The organism is Streptacidiphilus rugosus AM-16 (assembly GCF_000744655.1).
GTDB lineage: Bacteria > Actinomycetota > Actinomycetes > Streptomycetales > Streptomycetaceae > Streptacidiphilus > Streptacidiphilus rugosus.
In genome coordinates this window covers 1-26,448 of sequence record NZ_JQMJ01000004.1, presented here as the reverse complement: position 1 = coordinate 26,448, position 26,448 = coordinate 1, and the positions used below count along the sequence as shown (strand labels likewise).

Here is a 26,448-nt window from a genome sequence, read left to right as displayed (position 1 = left end):
GCGACGGCCCACCCGGTTCGGGAGAACCGTCGCCCCCGGCGCACGCGCCGGAGAACGCATGGCATCAGCGCAGGACGTCGGTGGTCCAGTGACGGGCGTCCGTGTCGAGCAGGGTGACGTCGGCGAGGGACATGAACCGCTTGACCCACGCCGCGTCACTCGGGACCGGCTCGGCGCGGTAGGCGAGCTCGCCCCCGAAGGTGCAGGCCTTGATCCCCGCGTGAATGGCGCAGTTCACGAGGCCGGAGAAGTTACTCGCGTCGTAGGCGTTCGCCGGGCCCACGAGCAGGCCGACGTCGTAGTTCCCCTTCTTGAAGCTCGCGGTGACCATCCACTTGGCGCCGCTGTCCGTCGTCGTCATCTGGATGTTGTCCACCGTGAGCCCCGACTCCGTGTTCGACACGTGGAAGGGCAGGGGGACCGACACCTCCCGAACGTCGAACCCGGCCGCGGTGCGCAGCAGGTCCCGCTTCGGGTCAGTCCCCGGCATGCTCCTGGCCTCCATCCTCACCCAGCGCCCGTCGGCGGCCTGCCACAGCAGGACCAGGGCGCGGTTCGGGCTGACCGGCTTGCTCGCGGTGATCCAGTACCCCGGGCGTCCGTTCACGTCCGGGGCAGAGGTGGCCGTCTTCGGGAGCACAGGGGAGCCCGTCTCGAAGGAGACCAGAACGTCCGCGACGGCAAGCGAGCTGTGCGGGTCGGGAACGTAGGCCCCGAAGTACTCCTGCCCGTTCCCCCGGGACCGGACGACCTTGGTGAACCCCGGAGGCAGCCAGCCGAAGCCGGCGGACAGGGTGAGCGGATCGTGCGGATCGACGGTGGGACGCGATGAGGTGACTTCCACCGGCAAGCTGGAGTCGGACCCTCCGACCCCGCCCACCAGCAGGCCGAGCACGGCGACCGCCACCAGCCCGGCCGCCGCAGCGGCTGTGGCTCCGCGCCGCCGCCGGATCCGGGCCCTCCCGTCATGGACGGCCCTGTTCACGTCCACCGTGCCCAGCGGGGCCGGGACGGGTGGGAGTTCCGCCAGCTCCCGGGCCAGAGAGTCCTGCTCGTACGACTGGTCAGTCACTGACCTGCACCTCCTTCGGCCATCGCCGGACTGCGTGGTTCGAGCACGCGGCGCAGCGCCTCCAGGCCGCGTGCCGTCTGGCTCTTGACGGTTCCGGTCGAGCAGTTGAGCGCCTCGGCGGTCTGCTCCACAGTGAGGTCCTCGTAGAAACGCAGCACCACCGTCGCGCGCTGACGCGGCGGAACCGCGGCAAGCGCTCGGCGCAGGTCGAGCCCCGCCTCCACGTCGAACTGCGGGGCCGCCCAGTCCTCCGCGGTCCGCATGAACCGCCACCGGCTGATGGAGCGTTGCTCCTTGAGGAAGGCGTTGACCAGCATCGTCCTGAGGTAGCCATCGGGGTTGTCCATCCTGCTCACCCGAGGCCAGTGGGTGTACAGCCTGGTGATCGTCGTCTGGGTGAGGTCGTCCGCACGATGCCAGTCACCGCACAGGACGAGCGCGACCTGCCGAAGCCAGGCCAGCTTGGCGCTGACGTACGCCGTGAAGTCCTCATCCCGATCGTTTCCTGTCACTCGGCCTCCTTTCCGCCTCCCTAATCCCCGGCGGGTCCGAATGGTTGCACGAGATCGGAGGCGTTCACCGAGCGCCCCGAGCACGGGCGCCGTGCCACCGCGGGCAGGAACCGCGAACAACGGGCCCCACCCGCCACCCCTCCTCGACCATCGCGGTGGAGATCAGCGGGCCCCACCGGCGAGCACCACGGCAAGGTCTTCCAGGACCGTGACGAACTCCACGGTCGGGATCTCCGCCACAAGGACCTTGCCCGCGTCCTCGGGATGCTTGATCAGGTGTTCCTCGCGCCAGAACTGAACAGTGAGCAGCAAGCGGTCCGCGTCGCGGAAGAGGTGAGCGATCACGTTGTCGGTCGTCGGCCCCCAGGTCAGGGCCCGGAAGCGGGTACGCAGCTCGTACTCTGCTTCGGTTTCGTCGTCGGTCCCGGCGTTGCGCAGGAGACGCCGGTGCGTGGACTGCGGGGACAAGCCGTCGAACGGCAGCGGGGAGCCCTGCCCCGTACGGAGCCAGGCGGCCGTGTCCAGCACGCCACGGCGAAACTGCCCGGCGAAGGCCATGTTGTCGTCGCAGGTCAGCCACTCTTCAGCAGCCCACAGGTCCACCCGACACAGTGCGTTGTCCCAGTCGCCGACCTCGGCGGCGAACCGGCGCTTGTCTCCGAGAAGTACGGTCACGTCGCTTCAGAGCCCGGCGACCATGTCGAGGAACCGGATCCGCCGGTCGAAGGCGTCGTGCTTGTACCAGAGGATGCTCACCTCGCCCGTGCCGGAGATCCACAGGACCGGGTCCGGGTGCTCGTTCGCGAGGACGGCCCCATAGCCCTCAAGGTCTGCGGACAGGTCCTCGATGAGCTCCTCGAGGTATTCCGTCGTCTCCTCGTCGACCTCGTCCTCGATCGACTCGAGGCACACATGGCGCAGAACATGGCTCATCGGCTGCACGAGGAGGACGCCCTCGAGGTCGGCGACCGGCACGCTGCTGCGGCCACCGTTCAACGGGTAGAAGCTGTCGAATGCCGCCCACGCGCGGATGCACTCCGGTGCGGGCCGCCCGTCGGGGAGAACCAGCTCACCGGCCAGCGGATGAGGTTCGGACTCCTCGTCGCTTCCGGAGGCCCGCAGCCGGGCCAGGACGGCTTCGATCTCGCTCTCGTCCGACATATGACGTCACCCCAACTCGAATTCCCGCCTCGACCGATCCCAGCAACCAGGGTCGAGGTCACCCCTGCTGCTACCGGATCTGACGCCGACCGGCCCCTTCCGCGCCAGCACCGTCCGCCGCCGTCCGGGGTGCGGGACTATACAGTCAGCCGCCACTGACAGAGACCGCCGGCATCGTTCGTCGCCCACGTGCCGGCGTGGACGGAATGAAATGTCGAGCTGTCGATGCCCGTGGGGTACACGACCTCTCCCAGGTATTCCAGGCGAAGGGCGTCGAAAGCGAGATGGCGGGCAGTCTTCCATTTTCTGTCAACCGTCTCCAGGAGAATTGTCTCCCGGTCGAGGTACTGGGCGTGGAGCGGCCACTCGTCGCTTTCGAGAAAATCGCTGTTCGGCCGGTGCGCGATCACGGACCTGCTGGAGAAGTCGTGGAGCATGAGCCCGTCCGAATCGCGCGGGAGGGTCACGTAGGTGGCACCGTCGGGATGAAGGTCGGCCAGGGCCCGCGACACGTCACCGTTGGTCACCACCTGCGGAGAGCCGTCATTGACACTGCCCCAGTAGATGCGTGAGCCGTCCTGACCCTCCCCGACATTCAGGCCCATGTGCACCCCGTCCGCATGGCGAAGCGTCACCGAGCCCGTGGCCTCGCACCCGAGCCACCTGCGCCCGATGATCTTGCCGGTCGTGGCGTCGATCACCCACCACTGGTCGCCCCAGCCCTCGGGCGCACTCCAGCTGCCACTGGGAGCCGCCGTCTCCACCTCCTGATCGTCTCCCCAGAGCCCGTCCTCCTCGTCGGAGTCCAGTTCGGTCTCGGGGACGGTGGCCCAGACGGTTTGTCCGTCCGCCGAGAATTCACACGAGCCGGAGTACGAATACCCGGTTCCCCAGGGGGCGTGTCGTACGGACCAGAGAACGTCGCCGTGCTCGTCGACGAGGCGTATGTCATCCTTCCCGCCGACGACGACGCGAGCCCCGTCCGGGCTGACGGCCAACGACGAGACCTGGCCTCCGAGGTCGTACTGCCGGACCGGAGCAAACTCCGAGTCGAGGAGCTTGAGCATGCCTCCCTCCTGCAGCTGCCATCCGCGACCGCCCTTGAGCCGGCTGAGTCCCGGCTGCGGCATCTGAACCTTCGTTACAAGCTCTGCCCTCATGGGAGCATTATTCAGGCCCACGAACACCCGGCTTCGACCCTGCGGTCATCGACGCGGCCCACCACACCGCCGGCTCGTCCGCGAAACCCCGGGCCGCGGTCCACGACACCACGAAGATCCCCTCCCGCCGACGCCCCTGCGTCACCGCCACACCCCGCATCGCCGGGAGGGTCACCTGAGGGGTCAGAGTGTTCGCAGGACGGTGAGTGGCTGGTCGGCGGTGGTGCCGGGGCCAGTGGTGTCCTGGTCCATTGCGATGAGGTCGGCGTTGACCTGGCTGGTGGGCCCGCTGTAGCTGACCACCCGGACGCGCAGGGTGAAGGTGCTGGTGGCGTCGTTGTCCAGACCTGCCGGGACCTGCAGGGTGGGGTTGGTGAGGGCCTGCCAGTGGCCGTGGGCGGTGGTGCCGATCCATTCGTCGATGGCCAGCCGAGTGGGGCCGGGCGGGGCGAGGCTCGCCTGGATGGTCAGCGGCTGGTCGATCCTGGCGCCGCTGTGGTTGGTCACGGTGAGCTTCTCGACGGCCGGGTGGCCGGGGGCCAGACGGGTGTCTCCGGCCAAGGCGGTGACGATGGGGCCGGTCTTCGCGGATCCGACGGCGTACCAGGTCATCTGCTTGTTGATGACGAAGGGGTTCTGGCCGAGGACGCCGACCTCGAAGCCGAGACCGCTGTCGTTGCGCGGCCAAGCCGTCGTCGCCCGCACCGCCGCCTTCCAGGTGTAGCTGGCGTGGGCGGGGATCGAGACGGGATGCGTCCAGCCGTCGGTCGTGGCCGGCAGCTTGGGGGCGCCGCCCACGGAGGTGAACGTGACGTCGGTGTCGTGCCGGCTCAAGGTCAGCGAGCCTTTGGGCCAGAAGCTGACAAGGCCGGTGAACTGTTCGGCGGCTCCGGTCGTGTTGGTGATCTTCATCAGGACGATCCCGGCCTGTCCGCCGGGCTTCAGGACCTGGTGCGGGTCGTCCGGGGTGAGGGTGAGCGCGAGAGCCGGCACAGGGGCAGGGGCGCGGAGTGACTTGTGGGGTCTGTGCGCGGGTGTCGATTCGACGTCGTCGCCGTGGTGGATGACCAGACCCGCGCCGATCACCACGCCGGCGAGTGCGGCAGCGCTGCCGACCTTCCAGACGCGGCGCCTGCCGCGGTCGCGGCGCCCGGCGGCGACCACCGAGCCGATGTCGACCCGGCACGGTGGGGCCGGATCCCCGGCCAGCGCACCGAGGGCCCGGGTCAGGAGCTCTTCTCGCTCGTCGATCATCGCCGGAGCCCTTCCGTCGCCGCAGTGTCAGTGGCGTACGCCGCAAGTGCCCGGCGCAGGGCGTCCAGCCCGCGCGAGGTCTGGCTCTTCACGTTCCCCACGGAACAGTCCAGCGCTTGTGCGGTCTGCTCCACACTCAGGTCGCAGTAGTAGCGCAACACCACCGTCGCTCGCTGTCTCGGCGGCAGAGCGGCCAGCGCCTCCCTTACGTCGAGGATCGCGACCAGGTCCGCCACCGGCAGCTCCCGCTCGGGAGGCGCCTGGAGCAGGACCCGCCGCCACGGCGAGCGCCGCTCCGCGAGGAAGGCGTTGACCAGCGTCGTGCGGGCGTAGCCGTCGGGATTGTCCATGCGGCTGACCCGCCCCCAGTGTCGGTAGAGCCGCGTCAGTGCGATCTGCGTCAGGTCGTCCGCCTGGTGCCAGTCCCCGCACAGCAGATATCCGATCCGCCGCAGCCACGTCACTCGCGCGGCCGCGAACTCGCAGAACTCGGCATCACCCTGGTGTTCCGTCACCGGTCCACCTCCCTTCACACCCGTCTAATGCGATGAAAGACGGAAGGGTTGCACACCGAACGGCGCCGGTCGCGTGTGACGAGCGCCACCAGTGGCTTCCGTATCGACGGCGTGGCCCATACGCTGGCCGGCGCCCGGTCCTAGCAGTGAGGCCCAATGATCATCTTGGCAGCAGTCGTGGTGCTGATCTGTGCGTGGTCGGGCACCGCGATGTTCCGCGCCGGTCGGCTCACCTGGCGGAACCTGCCGTGCCCGGCATGGCTGACCCGGCCGAACCCGGCGGTGAGCAAGGGGCTGCAGCAGGGCATCGTGCGTGCCCTGGTGCCGGAGGCCGTCTTCCTCTGGCTCGTCAGCTGCCTCATCCTCGCGGTCGACTTCCTCGGCCTCGCCGGGGAGTCAGCGAACAAGCACGGCTGGGGTACCACGGTCCTCATGATCTTCCTCGTGGCGATCCTGGTAGGAACCGCGGTGAGCGGCCTGCTGGTGGGCGTCATCGTGACGCTCAACCGGCCGCGTTTCCTCGTGCCGCCCCAATTCCGCGACCAGCTCGGCTCCTTGGCGGAGGATCGCCGAGAGCGCCGCAGAGCATAGACCGACCTGGCGTGCACGGGCAGCGCCATCAATTTCGAAGAACTGTCGGCAAGCCTCACTCGGCTCGAGGATCTGGCGGCGAGGGTCGGGCAGCTCAATCCGCCGCACGAGAGCGTCGCACCGGAATCACGGCGCATCCGACGGGACAGGCTGCGGCAGGAACGAGGCGCGCCAAACCCGGTCCCGCGCCCATGGATTAGCCCATGCCGGGCTGCATCCAGCTCGGGTTCCGTCCTGACCGACGCTGCTGACCCAGCCGGGCCGGTGCCTGCTCGGTGCTCGCGGTCATGCCCAGGGGCGGCGCGTCAGTCGCCGGTCGTGTCCAGGGAGTCCAGCCAAGCCACGGGATCGGTGACGCCTATCGCCGCGAGTTCGCGCCGCATCGCAGCGGCGATCTCGGTCAGCAGGTCGACCTGGGTTCCCGGCCCCTGGACGACCTTGAAGACGTCGACGACGATTATCAGCAGGTCGCTCTGCCATGGCCAACGAGCCACGCCGAGGTCATCCACGGAGAAGGCCTGGGCCACGGCGGGTGCGTCCGCGTAGCCGACGATCAGGGCAACGCTGCCCGGCACGGCCTCCACCCGGACGCCGTCCGGACGTCGGAACGACACGGGGTGGTCCCACTCCAACCGGCCCTGGTCCCGGTCGAGCCGCCACGGGCGCGGGAGGCTCTCGAGACCGTCGTGCACTACGAGCCTGTGCCTGAGGAGTTCGTTGTTGGCAAGCCGGGCGTGCATCACGGCAGCCCAGCGCAGATGAGGCAACGACCAGCCGCTCTCCGGGTCCGGGTACTGCCCCAGAACGCTGCCCCACTCGCGGCTCCAGGCCTTCTTTGGCGCCACCAGCTCCGTCCGCAGCGCTTCCGCCAGGTTGTCCAGTTTCTGAGCGGCACCTGGAGGCAACTCGCGCATGATCCGTGCCCACTGTCGCTCCAGTTCGGCGTCGGACGGCACGTCGCCCATCGTCATCCCCCGCTCCACAGGCGCCGGGCTCTCCTGGACCGGCCGCCGATGCGATTGTGCCCCTGCCCGACCGGCGTGTCAGTGATGAGGCACATTCAAGGTTTTCTCAGCCGGTGATCGCTAGCTGTATTCGCTCGGGCTGCGGGGCAGCATCCTGGCTGCCACCGGGTTGAACAGCGTCCGCAGCACGCTCGCCCCCAGCACAGCGCTGACCCTCGTCAGCGCCCCTACTGACCGGCACGGTTGTCTTCGCTGGGTGATGCGGCCTCGCCGCGGGTGACAGGTTCCTGACGTTGCGGGTTCTCACGCTGCGCCGGCGGCACGGTCGGCCGCGACGATGTAGACGGTGACGGCGGCCAGGAACGGCTCACGCGTGAGGCCGTCCAGCCACCGCTGCGCCACGGTCGCGGTGAGGTAGCCGGCGTCCACGGCCCGTTGGGCATTGCGCTGCAGCCCCAGCACCCGGTCTGCCTCGCGCGCGTCGCGCAGAACCGAGGTGACGGCCACGACGTCGCGGACCTGGAGCCCGGCCTGTTCCGCACGACGGGCGAGCTGACGTCCCATGAGGGCGTTGCGGACGATCCTGTCGACCAGGTGGCGTGTGTAGGCGCGCGAAGCCTCCAGGTCCGGGTGGTCGAAGACCAGGGACTCCCAGTCGGGTTCCGCCACGACCAGCCGGCCGCCCGGGCGCAGGACGCGGCATACCTCAGCCAGTACCCGGTCGGGGAACGCTCCGCAGGGCGCATATAGCCTCGGGGCCCCAGCCCTTGGTTGAGACTCGGTTCCCCCTGGGTGGGGCGGCCCAAATCCGCGGCCGGGGAGCCGAGAAGTTGCGATGCCTCGGCGAGAGCGAAACGAGCTTCGCGAACCCCGGCCGTGAGTCTGGAGTAGCTGGGCCAGTCGCTCTTCGTAGTGGCCGAACGGGCCGCCGTGAAGCTGCATGTCGTACGGGGTGTTGTTGCAGACGTAGCCGATATCGATGTCGAGGGAGCCGACATTGGGCTGCCCGCCGTCCTAGCCTCGATGTTTCGTGACGGTCCGTCGGTTTGCTCGGCGGGCCGTTTCGGCTGTTCGGGCTGGTCGTGGGCATGGCTGCGGCCCGGCTTGTCACGTCGGGTGGGCGCCGGGTTCCACTGCTCCGGGTGTGGTGCTGCTCGTCGGGGCGGGTGTTGTTGCTGGTCAGCCGGGGTCAGGTAGGGCCTGCAGTCGTTCGAACGCGGCGATGATGACCGGGATCCAGGGCCAGTGCCGGCCGAGTCGGAGCCAGCGTCGGCGGCCGGTGGTGACGAGCCGGGCGGCGGCGGAGAACAGCCGCAACCGCAGGCGCTTGGGCTCCCATCGGCGGGCTTCGCCGGTCAGGGTGAGCATCGGCATCCAGGCCAGCAGGTCCAGGGCGAGTTGGACGACCTCCAGCCAGACCTGGTTCTGGGCGGCGTGGTGCAGGGGCAGGTTCCGCAGGCCGGTGTCGCGGGCCGCCCGGATGCGGTCCTCGGCCCGCGCGCGCTGGCGGTGCCGTAGTTCCAGGGCCGCGGTCGCGGTGCCGGTGGTGTTCGTCGCGAAGCAGGTCAGCCGCATCCCCTCGGCGTCGGTGAACCGCAACTGGGCTCCGGGGTGGGGCCGTTCCTTGCGGACGATCAGCCGCATGCCCTTCGGCCAGCCCTTCAGGACGTCGCCTGCGATCTCGGCGACCCACGCGCCGTGGCGTATGTCGCCGCCGGGTTCGACGGCCGGGGTCCAGGCCGAGTCGGGAACCAGGAGAACGGCCTGGTGGACGGCGTCGGTGATGCCCATCCCGACCGAGTAGGACAGCCACCGCCCACGCCGGGTGAGCCAGTTCAGGAACTCGTGGGTGCCACCGGCGGAGTCGGTTCGGATCAGCGTGCGCCGTCCACGGCGGTACTTCTTCGGGAGCTGGGACAGTGCCTGGCGGGTGACAGTGATGTGGTCGGCAGCGGTGTTGCTGCCCGCGTTCCCGGGCCGCAGCAGACCCGCGACAGGCTCTCCCGACCCTTCGCGGCCGTGGTCGACGAACGCGACCAGGGGGTGGTGACCGAAGGTCTTCTTCCACGTTGCGGCGGCGTCCTGCTTCTCCGAATGGGCCAGGACCAGCACGCCGTCGATGTCCACGATCACCTCGCCGCCGAAGTCCGGCGCGGCGTTGCCGGCCAGCTTCCAGACTCGCTGGCGCACGTCGGACCGAGCCTGGCGGATGGCCTCCAGCGCGCGGGGACCCGCTGCGGCCAGGGCCTCAACCAGCCGGGACACCGTAGGGTCGGATGCCACCGGGCCGAACACGGCAGGCTCGGCCCGCAGCACGCCGATGTCCGACAGGCAGTCGCCACCGAACGCGACCGCCAGGGCGAGGTCGAGCAGGACCTTGCCGGGATCATGAACTGTGCGCGGCTTGCGCCACGGTGCGAGCGCCTTCGAAAGGCCGGCGTCCAGGCCGACCCGGCGGGCGGCCTCCACCAGCAGCACCCCGCCGGCCTGCGAGACCGCCCCCTCACCATCGCCCCGGACGCGGACACGCGGGTACAGCCCACTACGTTTGCTCACCTGGAGAGTTTCTTTCCTTGCAGCTGACAGGACCCTAGAGAAGTCCCATCGTTGCAGGTCAGCAGTGCTCTCCATTTACTTGATCAAGGATGGGACGGGATCGCTTCCGGCGACATCCCGCTAGAGCAGGCGCTTGGGCGTCGGCGACCAGGACGGCGGCAGTTCCACGTCCTCGTCATGGTCGATCAACAACGGAAAGCGGTCGTGCCACCACCTGCCTTGCACCGTCCACCGGCTTGCCCCGGGTACCTGTGGCATGGCCGGCCCCGTCGCCGCGCGGTAGCGGGCGTCACACTCATCGATCACGGTCTGACACAGCGTCCGCAACGCCGGGGTGAGCAGCGGACCGGCGTCGTGTAGCCAATCACGGCAACCCAGGTCGTTGTGGTACTCCCAGAGCCACGTCGTGTCGAAGCCCTCCTCGACACCGGTCACGAAGTCCTGCCACGACTTCATCTGTCGAAAGAGGCTCGGCGCGGCACCGGACGGGCTCGCGAGCCGCTGCTGGGCGTCCTCTGCGGACGCGTAGTCCTCGGCGGTGAGCTGGGATACGTCCATGCTGCACAGCGTTTCAGACAGTCTGTGTTGGCGTAACCCTCACCAGCAGGTGCAGAGCAGCAAGTCACAGCCGCAAGAAGCCAGAAGGGCATCGCGGCAGGTCAGCGACAAGGGCTGGCGTCCGGCCCTCACACCTCGTCCGACATTCATGAAAGCCCGAGGCTAGAAGCACCACTTGTTGCCGGGAATCGACTTGAACGCGAGCCGGCCCGGCTGGTTCATGGCACAGCCGCTCCAGGCGCGCGCGAACTCTCGCTCCCGAGTCGTTGGTGTCCAGTGCCGCGTTCACCCGTCCAGTCGTGTCCATGAGTGTCGCGCTTTTCCGTTCCCGCGACATAGGCACGTGAAGCGAGAGCGCAAGGCGTCGTGGACCCGCAAGGTACGCCGGCTCAGTCGGCCGGTCGGTGTCCTGCGGTCCGTCTGACGGCCTCCGCCACGTCGGCCGCGGGGCGAAGCGGTGGGAGCGGCAGGCGTCGCGAACCCTCACAACGGCGCGGTCGAGCAGGTCCGCCCGTGTCCACTGGTGTCCACTCGTGTCCTCCGGCGCTGTCTTCGCAGCATGGACACTTCACATTCCTGGCGGACAGGCACCCGACGGTGGATCATCGTCCAGGGCGATCCGCCGCACCGAGCACGATCAGCTGCCCGCCAAAGCCCCGTCGAGTAAACGCACCTGTCCGTGATTCCGGCGCGCCGGTGCCGACACGACTCGGGACAGCATGCTGCAGCGACTCGTCCTTGAAAGCGGGACGGTCCTGGGGGGCGGACACACAATGCCGAATTGGAGTAGGGACCTTGCATGCACTGCGGGCGCTCAAGCGCTGCGTCGCACGACCCGCGTCCGTCACGGTCGCGTTCTGTACCTTCGCGACCGTCGCCGCCGGCCTCCTCGTGGCGCCCAGCGCCCACGCCGATGGCGCCAACTGGTCTGCCTGGTCGGGCAACTGTTTCGGCTGGACCACCTGGGACGGCAATCACGTAACCGGCCATACCTGGGATCACGCTCATGACGACTGCGAGATCAGCATTGCGCAGTGGAAGTCCAACGAGTCCCCCGAATGGCCCGACGCCTTCAAGGCCGCAGACGCGTACGCGCCCAACACCGGCGCCGACACGCCCACCTGGTGGCACGGGTCGGCGAGCAGCGGCGACGTTCTGTACGACGCGGTGTGCGTGTGGGACCTCACGACGAGGTCCCCGATCGAATGCAGCCCGGACTACACGTAAGAGGAATGCTGGCCGGATCCCGATCGCGGATGACTGCGGCTCGCAGGGCAAGACCTGCCGTGACGGGATCCAGGGCGAGAACGCCGGCCAGGTGCCGGCATCCGGATCGCAGCCATCGATTCACTCCACCCCGACCATCGAGAGGACCATTATGCGTATTTTCACGCGAAGCAGGAAAGCTGCGGCAGCAAGGGTCATATGTGCCGTCGGACTCACCGCGGGCGCGCTGCTCTCGGCCGGCGGTAACGCTCAAGCGGCGACCACCTACTGGGGGAACACCGCGGCGTGCCGGGGCAACACCGCTCCCGGCGTCTACCCGTATGGAATTCAGCTCAACCCCTGCTTCGACTCCGTTCAGGAAACGAGCCGTTTCTGGGGAGGCGGCAGCGCCTATTCCCCAAGTACCGCCATCCATCTCTACACGCAGACGGGATGGAAGTACCTCGGCTCCAACGGAAGCCCGGTCCCGGGAGAGCCGAACTGGGACAGTTCGGTCTCCGACTGGGGCGACTTTCAGGGAAGCTTCGCCAAGGCCATCAACATCACCGACGAATTCGGCGAAGTCGTCACCCCTGGCTATTGCTACTACACCAAGATGTGGTTCACCGAGAGTGGCCACGTGTACGGTCCCGCCGAATCGCCTGGAGACTGCTTCCGGTGAGCTGCGTCCCCGATTCTGACGCGTCATCTCCCTGACGACACAGCCGACAAGGATCAGGTGTGTCAAGGACATCACCCAGGGGTCCGAATGCTGCTGCGGCGCACGGCCCCGACGGGCCCTTGACCGGCCCCTGAGCCGGCAAGCCTGAGGCCGTCTCGGGGTGTCCCAGCCTTGGACCTCGCCTGTCAACCTGCCTTGCTGAGTACTGGTCTGCCCCACTCGAGCGGAACCAAAGCCAACGAGTATGGAAGGCACATGAATTCGAAACTCGCCATAGTCGCCCGCACTGCTGCAGCCCTGGGGCCTCGCGACCGCCGGACTCGTGGGTCTGGGCGCCGGGGCCGCGCACGCCGACGAGCCCGTCTTCTGCTCACAGCCCTATCACAGCAACTTCGGGGCCCGGTACACGTTGTGCCTGCACTACGTCACCTGGGACCGCGCCTACGCCACTTGGGACGTCGACCAGGCGTTCGCCAGCACGGACGAGCGTTTCTACCTCCGCCTGGCGAGCGGGTGCGGCGACGTGTACGACATCAACTGGAACGACAGAAGCGACCAGGTCTGGGACATCAACTACTCGCCGACGTTCACCTGCAGTGCAGGCGACCTGACTTTCGAGGCGATCCTCCGGCCGCAGGAGAGCGGCAGCTGGTCCGGCCCTGAAGCCGACGCCGGCTGATACCAGGCCAGGCGCCATCTCTACGACGCGGTGGCGGTCTCGCCCGGTGGCACCGTCCTCGCTGATGGATCACTCCTGCTCGGTTGCGGCAGCGAGGTGACGGCGGCAGAGGTCGGCGAGCCAGCAGCATCTTCGCCCGCCTGGAACGGCACCGAAGTGGTGCTGCCCCGGGGCGGCGGCAGGGTGGGCCGTCCATGATCTCGCGCACGAGATCCGGACCTGAGAGCGGCGCGACCCGCTCCGCGCTTGCGCCGGTCACCTCGGCGACGACCTGGCTCGCTCGCAGCCCGGTCCAGGAAGAAGATCATCACACCGCATCAGAGCGACCAAGCCGATATGCATCGAAGGCACCGCCGCGAACCGCGGCGCAGGATGGTCCGGCGCGCGAAGGCGTGCCGGACCATCCTGGTGGCGATGACTCCACGGAGAGGCCTCTCACGAGGCCGACCCCAGGTGCTGACCTGGGCGGCGACCCGTGGGTCGCCGTTCGCGCGGTCAGGCCGGCGCAGCCCTGCCAGGCACTCGTGGCCTACCGGACGTTGTGGTAGTACACGAAGACCATCGAGCAGCGCTTGGACGCCGTGTGACCGGGCCGTTCTTCCCGGACTGGGAGTTCCGGACCCTCATGGCTTTCTCCCGGGACGAGGTCGCCGCCATCGCCGCAGCCTGGTACGACGTCATCGGTCCACACCTGCACGTCGAGGCGTGCGCCACGCCCAACTCGGACGTCGACCCGCTCGCCTACCTGCGGGCGCAAGGCGTGACCGTCTGATCCCTCACGCGGGCAGCACGAAGCCTCCGATTCCGGCGCACCGGGGGCTTTGCGCTGCCTTCGGCCCCGCTGGCTCAGTCGGCTCCGCACGCCGCAGAGGCAGAACGGATGGCCCGCCGGTCCGCGAAGACCCGCCAGCTGCGGTCGCCGCCGCTGTCGTCCACCAGCTTCGCACCCCAGTCGACGACCTGAGCGTGCGCTGCACGCCGCGGCATCACCAGGGCCGACGAGATTGCCTTCTACCTTGCCTTCGCACCGCTGGACGCGACCCTCGCGGACTTGGTCCAGATCGCTGGCTCGCGCGGCCTGGACCAGTACGAAGTGCGGCGCTTCGTGGGCTGGTACCGGCACATCACCCTCGCGATGCTCGCCCACGCATTCCTCGCGGTTATGGCAGCCCAGGAGCGCGAAAAGGGGGACGCGCTCGGGACACGCCCGATCTCGTGGATCTCACCCCGGCCGAGATTCGCCGTCTGCTGGCAACTCGGCCCCGCCACTATCCTGCGTCCCGCGACCGCACCTTGACCTGGTCCACCTGGCGCCGCCGCCAGAAGGCACACGCACGTCGCTGCCACTACATGCGGCGCGGCCGCTCGTTCGCGTGACATCCCGCGAACGCTCCTCCACCCCCGGCGCAGCCCCGCTTCACTCCTGACCGCCAGGCTGCTGACCAGGGAAAACGAAGAACTCTCACTGGAGTACTAGTCGGAGCCGAGCGCGATGGTGATCACGAAGGTGAGTACGCCCGCGACAGCGGCGCCGGTGAGGACCAGTTCGGCGAGAGCCGGAACGGTGTCCGTAGGGCCGATCAGCGGACGCAACGGTGCCCGCAGCGCTCCGGTGAGCGGAACGGCGAGAGCCGCCGCCGTGACGGCGTAGCGCACGGCTTGCGCGGGCCCGCGACGGCGGTCGTTCGGGCGCGGTACGGAGATCGCCAGCGCCGTGTTGCAGAGCATGGCGAAGGCGAAGAACCCGCCCGCGTGGACGCATGCGGCGGTGAACCAGAGCAGCGGGTCGGTCCAGCCCTCGCCGACGGCCTCCGCGGCGGCCAGCAGCGCGCCGCCGAGCCCGGCCGCCGCCCCGGCGAGGCCGACGATGTGCTGGCGGGTGAACCGCACGGTGGAGGCGAAGCGCTGATGCGTCACAGTTCGGTCCACTCGACGCGTCAACGGCGCTGGGAGAAGCACGGCCAGGTACCGGACCGTGGGCGCCAGATCGTCGAGCCAGTCACCCGCCACCGGACCGTCCCCGCGCCCGCCAGGGCCCGGCGGGAGGAGCCGGCGAGCTCGCAGGACGCGCGCGCCCGCCACGGCGGCCGCCGCTGTGGGGAGCACCAGGGATGCGACGACCCAGGGCGTCACGCTGCTCCACAGACTCCGGTCGGCGCGCAGGGCCACGGCCGTCCAGTCGGTGAGCGCGGTGGTCGCGATCAGTGCGGCGCACACGCCCCAGGCGCGCAGGAGCTGACCGATCCGGAAGCGCGGCTGCGGCTCGTCCTTTCGCAGCAGAAGAGACCGAGCGGCGGCGAGCGCCGCCAGGGCCGGGACCAGGAACAGGGTGAACGAGACCACGGCGTCGTAGGGGTCGTCCTGCCACGGGCTGCCCGCGCGCACTGCCCGGATGTGGGAGGTGACCTCGGCGAAGGCGGTGAATAGCACGGCCGCGGCGAGGGCGTCGCGGGCGGCCCGGCGGACCGCGGCCCGGGCGGGGTGGCCGGCGGGGAGCGTCACGTCGGCGGGCTGCGCGTCGGGACGGTTGGGCATGGCGGCATAGTACATGCCGCGTACTACACAGTGCGTAGTAATCTGAGTCCCTGCGTACGGAGGGAGGCGGTCGGCATGCAGGCCAACGACGCCCAGAGGCTGGTCCTTTGCGCCCTGGCCGACGGGCCGCTGCACGGCTATGCCGTGAACGCGGCCATTGAGCGGCTGGTCGGGGAGCGCCTCGGCCCCGGCAGCCTGTACGGTGCACTCACCCGGCTGGAGGCCAAGGGGCTTGTCGAGCCGGTCGAGGAATCGGGGCGGCAGCGCCCCGTGCGGCTGACTGCCGAGGGGCGGGCGGTGCTCGAACGGGAACTGCGGTCCATGGCCAAGGTGGCCGCCGCGGGGCTGCGCAGCTTGGGAGTGAGCTCCACATGAGCGTCGCCGACCGACTGGTGCGGCTCTACCCGCCCGCTTTCCGTGACCGCTGGGGCGAGGCCATGGCCGAGGAGGTGCGGGCGGCCGGCTGGCGCGGCTGGTCCGACGCACTGCGCGGCGCCGCCGACCTGTGGCTGCACCCGGTCCTCTGGCCCGTCGACCCCGGGCTCGTCGATGCCGGGCCCACTGACGTTCGCCGCGCCGACGCCCGCGACAGACGCTTCGGCCGGGCCGCGACACTCGGCGTGACGGTCGCACTGTTCACCGTGCTGCTCGGCCACGCAATCGGGGAGCAGGGTGCCCCCCTCGCCGACGCGCCGGGCGGACCCTGGCCGGCGCGCGCCTGTGCCGCCCTGCTGCTGCTCGGGCTCGGGCTCGCCGCGCCGCGCCCGAAACTCTCGGCGGGCGCGCTGGGCGTCCTGGCGGGTCGTGCCGCCCGTCGTCTGGGCGTTCCCGCGCTGCTCGGGGCTGGCGTGGTGGTGCTCGCGCGGGTCCACACGGGGCGAGCCGGGCTGTGGGAGCACCTGGCAGTCGCCTCCTGGTGGCTCGCCCTGGCCGCGGCCGCGGTCCAGACCGCTCGTGCGGTCTCGGACGTCGGCGGCGCCGTGCTCGTCCTGCCATCCGCTGCGAGCCTGCGCCTGGGCCTGTGGAGTCTGACCGCAGGCAGCCTGCTCACCGGGGCGGTGGCCCTCGCCGTTTGCTTTGGTCGTCCCCATCCCGACCGGATCGCCGTGGCGGCGGCCGGCTGCCTCGTCCTCCTGGCCGGCGCCTTGGCCGCGACCCTGCGCGATCTGAGGGTGATCTCCGGGAACTGACGTCGAGTACGCGAGCTCGCCCGTGGCTCCACCGCCCCAACCTGGATCGACGGGCCCTTCGGACACCCAGGAGCCGTTCGAGTACGGGCCGTGCCACGCGGCGTCGCAGCGGCGGAGGCTCGGTGTGGCCGTGCCGCCACTGGTAGCTCCCGGACCATGCCGGGCCCACCGCCTGCGGCGATGGGGACAACGAGCGCGATCTGCAGGACCTCGGCGTCGTCCGTCAGCGGCCAGATGACACTGACGGCAACGCGGCTTCCCAGCCGCACAGACCCAGGCTGACGCTGCAGAGCCAGCCCAGGGAGCGCATCTGCGTCCCGCGTCAGGAGAGAGTACCTCCAGCAGGGCCGCGAGGACGCTCACTATCATCGGTCTCACGCGTTGGCGGGGTGGTCGGCCCGCCAACCTCGCGATCCTCGGGGCGTGACGGTGCTCCCGGTGTCTCGAACCTCGGCCCGGACCCTGCCTGACCAGCGGCCTGCTCTTCGCCGACGCGGGGGTGACCAGCGCGGTCCTCGTGTCGGGGAAGCGGCCGCCCGAGGACTTCGGGATCATCCCCGCAGGTGCAGGGAGCAGATCAGCCACCCGAACAGCGCGGCCTACGTGAAGGGATCATCCCCGCGGGCGCGGGGAGCAGCGCTCGAACGTCCCGGTGAACGAGCCGACGCAGGGAGCATCCCCGCAGTCGCGGGAAGCAGTCGTCAGCCCACGTCGTGACGGGCCCGGGAACAAGGCACCCCGACGGACGCCCTGGCCAACGGCATGGGACCCTCCCCGCACTTGCCGGGAGCAGACGCGCTCGATGATGCGATATAGGCCACCTGGTTGGGACCATCCCTGCGAGCGCAGGGTGCAGCCGTCCCGGTTCGCCTGGTAGATGGCCTCCGGGTCTCCGGGAGATCATCCCCGTGGGCGCGGGGATGGTCCCGACTGGGAGCGCAAGAACCTGCGCATCCTGGTGTGCTCCCCGCACCCGCGGGGATGGTCCCTTCGAAGCGTTCATGTCCGCCGTGCTCAGCATCTGCTCCCCGCACCCGCGGGGATGGTCTGGGGCCTCCACCCAGCGCGGTGACACAGCCTGCGGCGGCTACTTCTTCCGAGCCTCGCGCCGGGAAGAGATCACGAAGACCACCGCAGCAATTCCGGTGGAGGCCACGATCAGAGCCACCGCAAGCCACGCAGGCATCGACATTCCTGCTCCGGCACGCGGGACGCTTGCAGCGATCAGCATGCCGCGATGATGCCACGGCCCCGCGCTGGCGAACCGGGCGGGGCCGTTGGCGTGCTCGTTGACAGGCTCAGATGTACAGATGCGTCCACGATCCGGCCGCGTGCGGGGCGCCAAGTTCCCTACGCGTGGCGGTGCGCGGTCCGGGGCCTTCGGGGCCGTATCGCTCAGAGTCGATCCATCAGCTCTCGCCCATCACTGTCTTGAGCCAGCCGATTGAGCCGCGACCGATGAGCTCGTCCGCCAGGCGCTTCGCGGACTCTGTCGTGAGCCGGCCGCGGCTGTTGTCGATCCACCGCTGCGCGTGCTCGTAGCCCTGCGCCTTGTACTCGATGCCCTGCAGCAGGCACTCCAGCTTGTCCGCGTCCCGCGCGCAGATCGCCTCCCGTGTCTGCCGGGCCTCATACTCGGCGACCACGTCCTGAATCGACTTCGCGAGCGCCGCGGGCATCCCGGCAGTCTGGTCGGCGGTCACGTGGACGGGGTCGGCCTCCTGGCCCAGGTACTTCTTCCCGAGGTGGTTCACGTCCCCAGTGCGGGACTCCTGGGAGTCGTGCCAGACCGCCATCAGCGCGGCGCGCGCCGGGTCAGCACCCTCTAGGCCTGCGATGACGGAGGCCAGCAGCGACGTGCGCCAGGAATGCTCGGCGACACTCTCTGGGTCACGGACTCCTGCCATCCACCAGCCCGTGCGGCGGGCGTTCTTGAGCGTGCCGGTCTCGAACAGGAAGTCCGCCACCTTGGACAGGTCTTCGGTCACCGTGAGCCCCTCTTCCGGCGCTCACCCAGGGGCGAGGCGCAGCGCGTACCTGACTCCTTCGAGCTCCCGGCCGGCCTGGGCCGAGATCTCCCCGCTATCCAACAGGATCTCCATGCGGTCGCGCAGGACCACGCGGTCGGTGGACTGCAGGAGGCCGGGGCGGGCGGCGATCAGCGCCCATAGGGTGTGGATATACAGCTCGCGGTAGCCAAAGCGCGGGTCAAGGCGGTCGACGAGGTGCTGCAGGAGCCGTCGGCCGGTCCAGTCGCCCGCCTGCCCGGTGGCGATGAATGAGTCGTCGAGTTGGATCGTGGAGGTCTCGCCGACCCAGTAGGCCCAGTAGTTGAGGTTCGCGGCCTCGCCGCGGTCGTCGCCGGCGACGGCAGTGCGGACGAACGAGGCAACCCGGTCGTGGTCGCCTTGGCGGGCGCCGATGGAGGCGACGGAGCGGGCGGTGAGCCAGTGCTGCAGCCAGTCGCCGGGCCGGGTCTCGTGTTCCTGGTGGGCGACCCAGCCGCCGGTGTCCGGGCTGCGATCGTAGCCCGCCAAGTAGAGCGCCTGGCGGCGGAGCAGGAACTGTTCGGGCTGGCGGGCCTGCTCGGCGGTGGTGCGCAGTGAGGCGAAGAACCTCGTCCTTTCCTGCTCGCCGAGAGTTGGGCCGCTGGGGACGGGGCCGCGGCGCGGCCGGACGGCCGGTGCTGCGGCTGCTTCCGGTGCGCGGCCGTGCAATGGCCAGGTGAGCATCTCCGCGAGGTCGCGCTGCATCACCCAGGCACCAAGCGGGCTCGCCTCAGTGGGCCGCTCCTCGAGGGCGGAGGTGAGGAGCACGTCGGCTTCCATGGCACGGTCGAGCGCGGTCACCAGATCGGCAGTCGCGCCTAAGTTCAGCAGGGTGTGCCGGTACATGAGCATCTGGCCGACCGACACGGCGGTGAGGGCCCTGCGGCCTGTCTCCCAGCCGGCGATCGTGTCGAGGGAGACGCTGAGGTGCTGTGCGAGCTGCTCTTGCGTGAGGGCGAGGTGTTCCCGGACAAGGCGCAGGACGTAGCCGCTGATCACTCCGCTGCGGGCACGCGGAAGGGAACCCTGACTGCCGGTCAGGGTTGGGCGGGGCTCGGGGGACATGTGTCGCCTTCGTACCGTCGCGCGGGCTCCGCAACTCGTACTGCGGGTCACTTCTGGCGGAGATCGCTGATTTCTACCGTCATACCTACGCATTTCAAGCCAGCAACTCAGCGTAGTGGAGGGCTGACCCGTGGAAACCACCGTTGCCGCGAACCAACCGCTTGCGGTCGCCCTGGCGAGGGCGCAGATCCTGGGCGAGTCGTGCGTCTCCTGCGGGAACCGGGCTGCCCTGTTGATTCCGGCCGGCCTGCAGCGTGTGGCCCGCAGGGTGGTCGCCGTGGTGAAGTGTGCGGCGTGCTGGAGTCAGCCGTGACGATTCCGGTGAAGGGCGTAGTGTCCGGTCCGCTGCCGCGGGCGTACTCGACTCCGGAGTGCCGGACTGGTGCCGACCGTTGGCCCGACCTGCATGAGATGTGCCACCACCCGGGTTACCAAGACCGAGTACTCGGCTGGGTGAAGGTGCCCTGCGCCTGCTCCTGTCACGTCGAACCAGGTGACGGTGAGTCGTCTCCGTGACGGCGACCCACGCGCACTCCGGAGCCTGCCGCGGCGAGACGCATCCACGGCTGCACCGTCTGTGTCCCGCGTGTTCACCCCGCGCGCTGGCGACGTCGTCCACAGCCATCAGGAGCCCTGCGGCTGCACCTGCTGGGTGCTGCGGGCGTCGCATACGGCGGGCTGAAGATAGGAATTGCGGGCGCCCAGGGCTTCGGCAATGACATCAGCACGATGATGAACGAAGCCAATTCCGGCTGGTCGACCGGAGCTGCATCCGATGCCGAGGACATGGATCTGGCATCAAAGGAGGGGGCAATTGCCAGCGATCTCGGCTAAAGGACAAAGCAGATCAAGGATGCGATCCATGCTGTCAAGGCCGGGAAGGGATGGCGTGGTATAGGTGGTAACAAGAATCCAGATATTCTCGTCGACCTCAAGACGGGCGAGGTCTACCCGCAGCTCCCGGACGGAAGTCCGGCAGAGGATAGCATTGGCAACCTGTTTGACCACCTTCCCGATGAGTAGGATGGCGCCATGAGCCAACTGACGGTTCTCGAAAATGATGATCGATGGATCCTTGGACTCCGCAATACGCGTATCAGTGCAGTTCGTCGCGGAGAGGTAACAACCATCGAGCTCGGTGCCGACGGCTGGATCAAGGTCGGAAACTCTGCAGTTGTTTCAGTCGGGGCGGTAACAGCTCCAAGGGCTCGTACTGAATCTCTCGCAGCGGTGTCTGAGGAGATTTTGGAGGATATTACTCGGTCGCGGATTCTGTCTGCAGTGGCCTTTAAGTCTGGCGCGCTTCGATTGGTCTTCGATTCGGGTATCCATTTGAACTCGCGAGCAGCCGGGCGTGGCTCGACGGTAGAGATCTCATTTCCGGGAGTATTTTCCTGGTCTTGCGAGGGAAACTCTTCGGCGGGCTAGGCTTGGCCCGGTGACGGATTGTCTGTGACAGGGAGTCCTCCGGATTTTCCGGCGGGCTCCCTGCAGCGTTGACCGTAGGCTCTCGTTCGCGCCGTTCCCGTGGATCCACAGCAGTGCGTCGCGGTGGTAGACGGCCTGTCGAGGGAGCCGCCGAGGATTCCCCGGATCTCGGCCTGGGTGCCGGTCGCTGGGAAGCTCGACCTCGGAGCGTGTCTGAAAGATGGTTGCGTCCTGGGAAATGGTGTACGGGTTTCCACCTGATCCGGGGGTTTGCTCCTGAATCGGTTGGGTGCCCGCATAGTTGAACGGCCATCGGCTGATCTTCGAGGTGTCTAAGCCCGAAGGAGACCAGCACGATGACCGCACCTGACAGTCTGCCCCTGCACGCCACGATTGAGGCGAACTTGGCCTCGGCGAGTCCCGATCTGCTGCGCGCGATGGTCAAGACGTTCGCCGACGCGCTCATGTCCGCGGAGGCCGACGCTCTCTGCAACGCCGAATACGGGCAGGTCAGCGACGAACGCGTCAACCACCGCAACGGCTACCGCCCGCGCGAGTGGGACACCCGCGCCGGCACCGTCGAGCTGGCCATCCCCAAACTGCGGTCGGGCTCCTACTTCCCCACCTGGCTGCTGGAACGCCGACGCCGGGCCGAGCAGGCCCTGATCTCGGTCGTCGCCACCGCCTACCTGCTCGGCGTCTCCACCCGCCGTGTCGAGAAGCTCGCCGAGACCCTGGGCGTCACCCAGCTGTCGAAGTCCCAGGTCAGCGAGATGGCCAAGCACCTGGACGGGCGGGTCGCGGAGTTCCGCAACCGCCCCCTGGACCAGGGGCCCTACACCTTCGTCTGGCTCGACGCGCTGACCCAGAAGGTCCGCGAGGGCGGCCGCGTGGTCAACATCGCATGCCTGGTCGCCGTCGGCGTCAACAACGAGGGCCAGCGCGAAGTCCTGGGCCTGGACGTCGCCACCGTCGAGGACGGAGCCGGCTGGACCGCATTCCTGCGGTCCCTGGTCGCCCGCGGCCTGGCCGGGGTGAAGCTGGTTGTCTCCGACGCCCACACAGGCCTGGTCGACGCCGTCGCCGGGGTCCTGCCCGGCGCGAGCTGGCAGCGCTGCCGCACCCACTACGCCCGCAACCTCCTGACTAAGGTCCCCAAATCGGCCCAGCCGTGGGTCGCCACACTGCTGCGGACCGTGTTCGAGCAGCCCGACGCCGACGCGGTCCATCAGCAGATGGGTCAGGTGATCGGCTCGCTGCACGAGAAGTTCCCCGCCGCGGCCGAGCACCTGGAGAACGCCCGCGAGGACCTGCTGGCGTTCGCCGCCTTCCCACGCACGGTCTGGAAGAGCATCTGGAGCAACAACCCGCAGGAACGGCTGAACAAGGAGATCCGCCGCCGCACCGACGTCGTCGGGATCTTCCCCGACCGAGCCTCCGTCATCAGGCTGGTCGGCGCTGTCCTGGCCGAGCAGAGCGACGAATGGGCCGAGCAACGGCGCTACATCGGGTCCGAGATCCTCGGCCGCTGCCGCCTCCACCCGATCGAGGGAGAACCCACCGACGACACCAACCCGACCGCCCTCACCGCCTAATCTGCAAAGAGATCACCGACTGGCCGTCGATACACCACGCCAGCGGACGTGACCTTGCTTCTAGGCACGGGTTTCTCGGTGGTGCTTGTTTGCTGTGGGGTCGGGGTCGGCCTTGCTCAGCAGGCTCGGCGGGGCTGGTGGTTGCCTGGTGCCCGTCCTGGAGTGGGTTTGTGCGGCCCGGTGGGTGGCCGCCTTGGCGGACATTTCCGCTGAGGCCGGCGTCGCCTGATGCGGGGTCGGTTCGGGGGGTGAGGCGGTGTCCGGTCCCGCTGCACGCGGGCGCGCTGCGCGACTCGGCCCGGCTCTGTGTGGGTGGCCGTGCCTCGGTTCGGGGCGTGTGTTCGGGTTCGGTGGTGGCTGCGGGGCTGTGGGTCGGTTGGTTTCGGGGATGGGTATCACCGGGTCGGGGTCGGTGGTGGCCGCCGGGTCCCTCTTGTGTGTGGTGGTGGCTGGTTTCTGCTGGGTCCTGCCGGTTCTTGTGGTGTGTGGTGTGCGTGTCGTGCCCCGGGGGTGGGCGCGGTGGGCCGGGGGCCGGCTGGGTCGCGAAGCCGCGTTGGAGCACTAGGGGGTGGCTTGGGGGTTGGCCGGTCAGTGGGTGGTGGGGGGTTTGGTGTGGAGGATGGCGCGGACCTGTTCGGCGGCGTGGAGCATGGTTTCGCTGATGAAGTCGCTGAAGCGGGCGATGTTTTCCAGGCGGGTGGCGGCGGGGGTGTCGGGTCCCAGGACGGGGATGCCTTGGCGGGCGGTGGTGGCGACCTGGGCGATGCCGTGTGCGGCGGCGATGGTGGATTGGTACCAGACGTCCTCGTCGACGAAGTAGCGCTCGCGGCGGCGTTCGTCGCGTTCGCGGCGGGTCAGGCCCTGTGCCTCCAGGAAGGTGATGGCCTTGGAGACGGACGCCGCGCTGATGTCGAGGCCGGTGGCCAGTTCGGCGGCGGTGACGCCGGTGTCGGCGGTCATCAGGCGGGTCAGGACCCGGGCGGTCATCCGGGGCAGGCCCTGGCCCATCAGCAGGGTGGTGAAGCTCTCCTCGTACTCCCGCAGCGCGACGTCGTCGCGTCCGCGCCCCGCCGGGCCCGGGCCGCGGGGTGCGGCCTGCTTGCGGCGGCGGGCGCGGTGTTCGGTGGCGCGGTGGGCGAGGTCGGCGCGGTAGGCGGTGGGGCCGCCGTTGCGTTCGACCTCGCGGGTGACGGTGGAGGTGGGGCGGTCCAGGCGGCGGGCGATTTCGGCGTAGGGGAGGTCGTCGGCCAGCCCTGAGGCGATCTGCTGGCGTTCCTGTGCGGTGAGTCGGCCTCCCGGCACCTGCGTCTCCCTCGTGTGAGCTGTCCTCTTCGCCGCCACCCTAGCGTTCACTCCACATCAATGCAACGAATCCCTCCTCCTGTCGTTGCGTTAGATCTAAGCTCGGTGCAACGAAATCCAGGCATTGACCTGTACTGAAGCTGATTTGGCGCAACAAGTGTGTTGCCGAAACCTAGAACGCAACGTAGCGTTCTCGACATCAGAAACAGCAACGCACACAGGAGAGCATGATGCAGAAGTTCCCCGCCACCGCCCCGGTCACCGCCGTCCTGGGCATCCCCTCCGGACGCGTCCACCTGATCGCCGCCGACCGCACCGACATCACCGTGGAGGTCCGCCCCGCCGACCCGTCCCGCAGCCGGGACGTGAAGGCCGCCGAGCAGGTCTCGGTCGCCCACACCGACGGCGTGCTGCGGATCAGCACCGCCGAGCCGAAGAACCAGCTGTTCGGCCCGTCCGGGTCGGTCCAGGTCACCGTGCAGCTGCCCGCCGGCTCCCACGTCCAGACCAAGGCCGACGCCTGTGAACTGCGCGTCGTCGGACGCCTGGGCGACCTGGTCTTCGAGGGCGCCTACCAGCACATCAAGGTCGACGAGGCCGCGAGCCTGCGCCTGACCGCCGTCGACGGGAACGTGGAGATCGGCCGGATCACCGGCCCGGCCCAGATCACCACCCACCGCGGCGACATCACCGTCGCCGAGGCCCACCGCGGCACCGTCGACCTGCGCACCCAGGACGGCCACGTCACCGTCGCCGCCGCCCCCGGCGTCTCCGCCTCCCTGAACGCCGGCACCGGCCACGGCCGTGTCAGCAACGCCCTGAAGAACGACGGCGCCACCGGGCTCACCATCCGCGCCACCACCCACCGCGGCGACATCACCGCCCACAGCCTGTGACCCGGAACGGGGCGGGGATCCCAACGCCGCACACCGGCCCAGAACCCCGCCCCGAGCGCCACGACACCATGCCCGACCCGATCCGCCGGAACCACCGCGCCCCTGCCCCCGCCCTGCCGACGGCCACACCCGGCCCGACCGTCCTGTCCCCGCCACACCCGGCGCGCGACGCGATACCGAAACCGACTCCACCAGCCCACGCGCGACCTCGGCGGCGGCGGGTCCGACCCGATCCGCCGGCTCCCGGTCACGAACCAGGCCCGGGCCGGGTCGACGCCGGTGCCGGCATACCGGCCGCGAGTGATCGAAACCCAGAGCAGCGCGGCTGCGGCACGCCGCGCCCAGCGCCCAGCGCCCGGCGGCATCCGCAGGCCTGCCGGGCGGCGTCATGGGTGTGGACGCTACGCCCGGTAGCCCGGGCCTTGAAGAGCCACGGCGCAGCGACCGCACACGGACCCGCCACCCCACACCGACCAACCCGAGCGCCGCGCCCCGACGGTCGCACGCCGCAACGCCACGTCGCCGACCACCCCACCCGGACCCACCAGCAGCCGGACACAACCCGACACCCCACCCACCCACGCCCGAACACCCCCGCGCCCTTCCGACCTCATCGCCCCCGCACGACAACCGCACGACAACCGCACGACAACCGCACGGCACCCGCACGGCACCCGCGCGTGCCGTGCGGAGAAAACAACACCCCTCTGTAGCATTTGAGTCAGGTGTAGCTTTTGAGGGCGGTGGGGGATGCGGGTAGAGATCGGCGGGGAGCGGTTCGACATCACGGACGATCTGGCCCGTGTGCTGGCCGGCGCGTTGCGCGGGGCTCCTGTGGCACCGCCCACGGCGACGGACTTCGACGAGTTGGTCGAGCTGGTCGCAGACCTCCAGCGCCTGAACGCCCGCCTGAGCACGGTGAAGGAGATCGCCCTGGCCCGCGCGGACACCTCCGGCCCCTACGCGAACCGGCGCACCCTCAGCACGGCCGCGGGCATCGCGCCGTCCCAGCTGAGCCGGGTCCTGGAGGGCCACGGCCTGCCGACGGACCGCCGCGGCGGGGGAGTCGACCTCGTGATCGCGTTCCGTACCGCCGACGACGGCATCCTGCACCTGGCCGCCGAGGACGACATCGTGGCGCTGCCGTCGTTCCCCCTTCCACCCACGCCACCGGCCACCGCGCCCGGCCTCGCGCATGGCACCGGCAACGGGTTCACCGGCCGTGAGCTGGAGTGCTACTACCGGCCCCGGGTACCGGTCTCGGCCGCCGCACTGGGACGCAGCGCCGGTTTCACGCTGCGGTGCGACTCGGCCGATCTGACGGCGTGCATGGCCGAACCGGTCTTCGACGCGCTCCACGGCGACCCGCGTGTGGATCCGACCCGCCCGAACGCACGCTGAAGGAGACGCCCGGTGCCAGAGGACCTCTTCGACTCGGTCGACGCGCTGCTGTCCGCGGTGAACTCCGGCGCGGTCCT

General features: G+C 69.4%; 27 protein-coding genes and 1 pseudogene. 12 read left to right on the top strand and 16 right to left on the bottom strand.

What is annotated here, in order from left to right; all coding sequences use genetic code 11:
- Positions 1-64 precede the first annotated feature (64 nt).
- From BS83_RS08855 to BS83_RS08825, 7 genes are all read right to left on the bottom strand, one after another.
- A complete protein-coding gene (locus BS83_RS08855; protein WP_037603321.1) occupies positions 65-1,072 on the bottom strand; it encodes a hypothetical protein in 1,008 nt (335 codons plus the stop codon).
- Positions 1,069-1,584 (bottom strand): SigE family RNA polymerase sigma factor, encoded by a 516-nt coding sequence (locus tag BS83_RS08850; protein ID WP_037603320.1) that lies wholly within the window; start codon positions 1,582-1,584, stop codon positions 1,069-1,071. The genes BS83_RS08855 and BS83_RS08850 overlap by 4 nt, the downstream gene beginning before the upstream one ends.
- A 162-nt stretch (positions 1,585-1,746) precedes the next feature.
- Complete coding sequence (locus BS83_RS08845; protein ID WP_232248177.1) at positions 1,747-2,187, bottom strand: hypothetical protein; 441 nt, start codon at positions 2,185-2,187, stop codon at positions 1,747-1,749.
- 78 nt (positions 2,188-2,265) lie between these two features.
- Complete coding sequence (locus BS83_RS08840) at positions 2,266-2,745, bottom strand: hypothetical protein (RefSeq protein WP_037603318.1); 480 nt, start codon at positions 2,743-2,745, stop codon at positions 2,266-2,268.
- A gap of 137 nt (positions 2,746-2,882) precedes the next feature.
- Complete coding sequence (locus BS83_RS08835) at positions 2,883-3,812, bottom strand: hypothetical protein (protein ID WP_037603317.1); 930 nt, start codon at positions 3,810-3,812, stop codon at positions 2,883-2,885.
- A gap of 276 nt (positions 3,813-4,088) precedes the next feature.
- Complete coding sequence (locus BS83_RS08830; RefSeq protein WP_037603316.1) at positions 4,089-5,159, bottom strand: hypothetical protein; 1,071 nt, start codon at positions 5,157-5,159, stop codon at positions 4,089-4,091.
- Positions 5,156-5,674 carry a SigE family RNA polymerase sigma factor gene (locus BS83_RS08825; RefSeq protein WP_037603315.1) on the bottom strand — a complete coding sequence of 173 codons (519 nt, stop codon included), beginning with the start codon at positions 5,672-5,674 and terminating at the stop codon, positions 5,156-5,158. The genes BS83_RS08830 and BS83_RS08825 overlap by 4 nt, the downstream gene beginning before the upstream one ends.
- Positions 5,675-5,830: 156 nt before the next feature.
- On the opposite strand from BS83_RS08825, the gene BS83_RS08820 reads away from it, so the two are divergent.
- On the top strand, positions 5,831-6,265 hold the full coding sequence (locus BS83_RS08820; RefSeq protein WP_037603314.1) for a hypothetical protein: 435 nt from the start codon (positions 5,831-5,833) through the stop codon (positions 6,263-6,265).
- Positions 6,266-6,570: 305 nt separating this feature from the next.
- On the opposite strand, the gene BS83_RS08815 is transcribed toward BS83_RS08820, so the two are convergent.
- From BS83_RS08815 to BS83_RS41570, 4 genes are all read right to left on the bottom strand, one after another.
- Entirely contained in the window at positions 6,571-7,236 is a 666-nt protein-coding gene (locus BS83_RS08815) for a hypothetical protein (protein ID WP_157597086.1), read from the bottom strand.
- A 297-nt stretch (positions 7,237-7,533) separates the two neighbouring features.
- On the bottom strand, positions 7,534-7,899 hold the full coding sequence (locus BS83_RS08810; RefSeq protein ID WP_051942846.1) for a methyltransferase domain-containing protein: 366 nt from the start codon (positions 7,897-7,899) through the stop codon (positions 7,534-7,536).
- A gap of 510 nt (positions 7,900-8,409) precedes the next feature.
- Positions 8,410-9,786 carry an IS1380 family transposase gene (locus BS83_RS08805; protein WP_037603312.1) on the bottom strand — a complete coding sequence of 459 codons (1,377 nt, stop codon included), beginning with the start codon at positions 9,784-9,786 and terminating at the stop codon, positions 8,410-8,412.
- A gap of 120 nt (positions 9,787-9,906) precedes the next feature.
- Positions 9,907-10,344 carry a hypothetical protein gene (locus BS83_RS41570; protein ID WP_051942845.1) on the bottom strand — a complete coding sequence of 146 codons (438 nt, stop codon included), beginning with the start codon at positions 10,342-10,344 and terminating at the stop codon, positions 9,907-9,909.
- 795 nt (positions 10,345-11,139) lie between these two features.
- On the opposite strand from BS83_RS41570, the gene BS83_RS08795 reads away from it, so the two are divergent.
- The 5 genes and pseudogenes from BS83_RS08795 to BS83_RS08780 form a co-directional block, all read left to right on the top strand.
- Complete coding sequence (locus tag BS83_RS08795; RefSeq protein WP_037603311.1) at positions 11,140-11,571, top strand: hypothetical protein; 432 nt, start codon at positions 11,140-11,142, stop codon at positions 11,569-11,571.
- Positions 11,572-11,722: 151 nt separating this feature from the next.
- Positions 11,723-12,232: a hypothetical protein gene (locus BS83_RS45265; RefSeq protein ID WP_157597085.1), complete on the top strand. Its 510-nt coding sequence runs from the start codon at positions 11,723-11,725 to the stop codon at positions 12,230-12,232.
- 322 nt (positions 12,233-12,554) lie between these two features.
- Positions 12,555-12,911: a hypothetical protein gene (locus tag BS83_RS08790; RefSeq protein WP_037603310.1), complete on the top strand. Its 357-nt coding sequence runs from the start codon at positions 12,555-12,557 to the stop codon at positions 12,909-12,911.
- A 625-nt stretch (positions 12,912-13,536) separates the two neighbouring features.
- A complete protein-coding gene (locus tag BS83_RS08785) occupies positions 13,537-13,683 on the top strand; it encodes a hypothetical protein (protein ID WP_157597084.1) in 147 nt (48 codons plus the stop codon).
- A gap of 201 nt (positions 13,684-13,884) precedes the next feature.
- Positions 13,885-14,208 (top strand): annotated as a pseudogene (locus BS83_RS08780) (IS701 family transposase); the annotation flags it as partial.
- A gap of 176 nt (positions 14,209-14,384) precedes the next feature.
- Here BS83_RS08780 and BS83_RS08775 read toward each other — a convergent pair.
- On the bottom strand, positions 14,385-15,446 hold the full coding sequence (locus tag BS83_RS08775; protein ID WP_157597083.1) for a hypothetical protein: 1,062 nt from the start codon (positions 15,444-15,446) through the stop codon (positions 14,385-14,387).
- Positions 15,447-15,521: 75 nt separating this feature from the next.
- Between BS83_RS08775 and BS83_RS08770 the strand changes: the two genes are divergently transcribed.
- Together BS83_RS08770 and BS83_RS08765 are read left to right on the top strand one after the other, a co-directional pair.
- Positions 15,522-15,821 carry a PadR family transcriptional regulator gene (locus BS83_RS08770; protein WP_037603307.1) on the top strand — a complete coding sequence of 100 codons (300 nt, stop codon included), beginning with the start codon at positions 15,522-15,524 and terminating at the stop codon, positions 15,819-15,821.
- The gene (locus tag BS83_RS08765; RefSeq protein ID WP_037603306.1) at positions 15,818-16,636 is read left to right on the top strand and encodes a hypothetical protein; all 819 of its coding nucleotides are present in this window, start codon (positions 15,818-15,820) and stop codon (positions 16,634-16,636) included. Before BS83_RS08770 ends, BS83_RS08765 begins: the two co-directional genes overlap by 4 nt.
- A 1,087-nt stretch (positions 16,637-17,723) precedes the next feature.
- Here the strand turns inward: BS83_RS08765 and BS83_RS45260 are convergent.
- The 3 genes from BS83_RS45260 to BS83_RS08755 all read right to left on the bottom strand — a co-directional run bounded on the left by BS83_RS45260 (position 17,724) and on the right by BS83_RS08755 (position 19,749).
- A complete protein-coding gene (locus BS83_RS45260; RefSeq protein ID WP_157597082.1) occupies positions 17,724-17,867 on the bottom strand; it encodes a hypothetical protein in 144 nt (47 codons plus the stop codon).
- A gap of 178 nt (positions 17,868-18,045) precedes the next feature.
- Positions 18,046-18,624, bottom strand: a complete 579-nt coding sequence (locus BS83_RS08760; RefSeq protein ID WP_037603305.1) for an HD domain-containing protein — start codon at positions 18,622-18,624, stop codon at positions 18,046-18,048.
- Between the two features lie 21 nt (positions 18,625-18,645).
- Positions 18,646-19,749: a helix-turn-helix domain-containing protein gene (locus BS83_RS08755; RefSeq protein WP_037603303.1), complete on the bottom strand. Its 1,104-nt coding sequence runs from the start codon at positions 19,747-19,749 to the stop codon at positions 18,646-18,648.
- A gap of 1,032 nt (positions 19,750-20,781) precedes the next feature.
- Between BS83_RS08755 and BS83_RS45255 the strand changes: the two genes are divergently transcribed.
- Both BS83_RS45255 and BS83_RS08745 read left to right on the top strand, forming a co-directional pair.
- Positions 20,782-21,177 (top strand): DUF6188 family protein, encoded by a 396-nt coding sequence (locus tag BS83_RS45255; protein WP_157597081.1) that lies wholly within the window; start codon positions 20,782-20,784, stop codon positions 21,175-21,177.
- A 356-nt stretch (positions 21,178-21,533) separates the two neighbouring features.
- Positions 21,534-22,772, top strand: coding sequence for an IS256 family transposase (locus tag BS83_RS08745; protein ID WP_037603301.1), 1,239 nt, complete (start codon positions 21,534-21,536; stop codon positions 22,770-22,772).
- Positions 22,773-23,360: 588 nt separating this feature from the next.
- Here BS83_RS08745 and BS83_RS08740 read toward each other — a convergent pair.
- Positions 23,361-24,074, bottom strand: a complete 714-nt coding sequence (locus tag BS83_RS08740; protein ID WP_037600640.1) for a MarR family transcriptional regulator — start codon at positions 24,072-24,074, stop codon at positions 23,361-23,363.
- Between the two features lie 230 nt (positions 24,075-24,304).
- Here BS83_RS08740 and BS83_RS08735 point away from each other — a divergent pair, with 230 nt between their 5' ends.
- Together BS83_RS08735 and BS83_RS08730 are read left to right on the top strand one after the other, a co-directional pair.
- Positions 24,305-24,970, top strand: coding sequence for a DUF4097 family beta strand repeat-containing protein (locus tag BS83_RS08735; RefSeq protein ID WP_037600638.1), 666 nt, complete (start codon positions 24,305-24,307; stop codon positions 24,968-24,970).
- Between the two features lie 750 nt (positions 24,971-25,720).
- Positions 25,721-26,371 carry a hypothetical protein gene (locus tag BS83_RS08730; protein WP_037603300.1) on the top strand — a complete coding sequence of 217 codons (651 nt, stop codon included), beginning with the start codon at positions 25,721-25,723 and terminating at the stop codon, positions 26,369-26,371.
- The last annotated feature ends 77 nt before the right edge of the window (positions 26,372-26,448 follow it).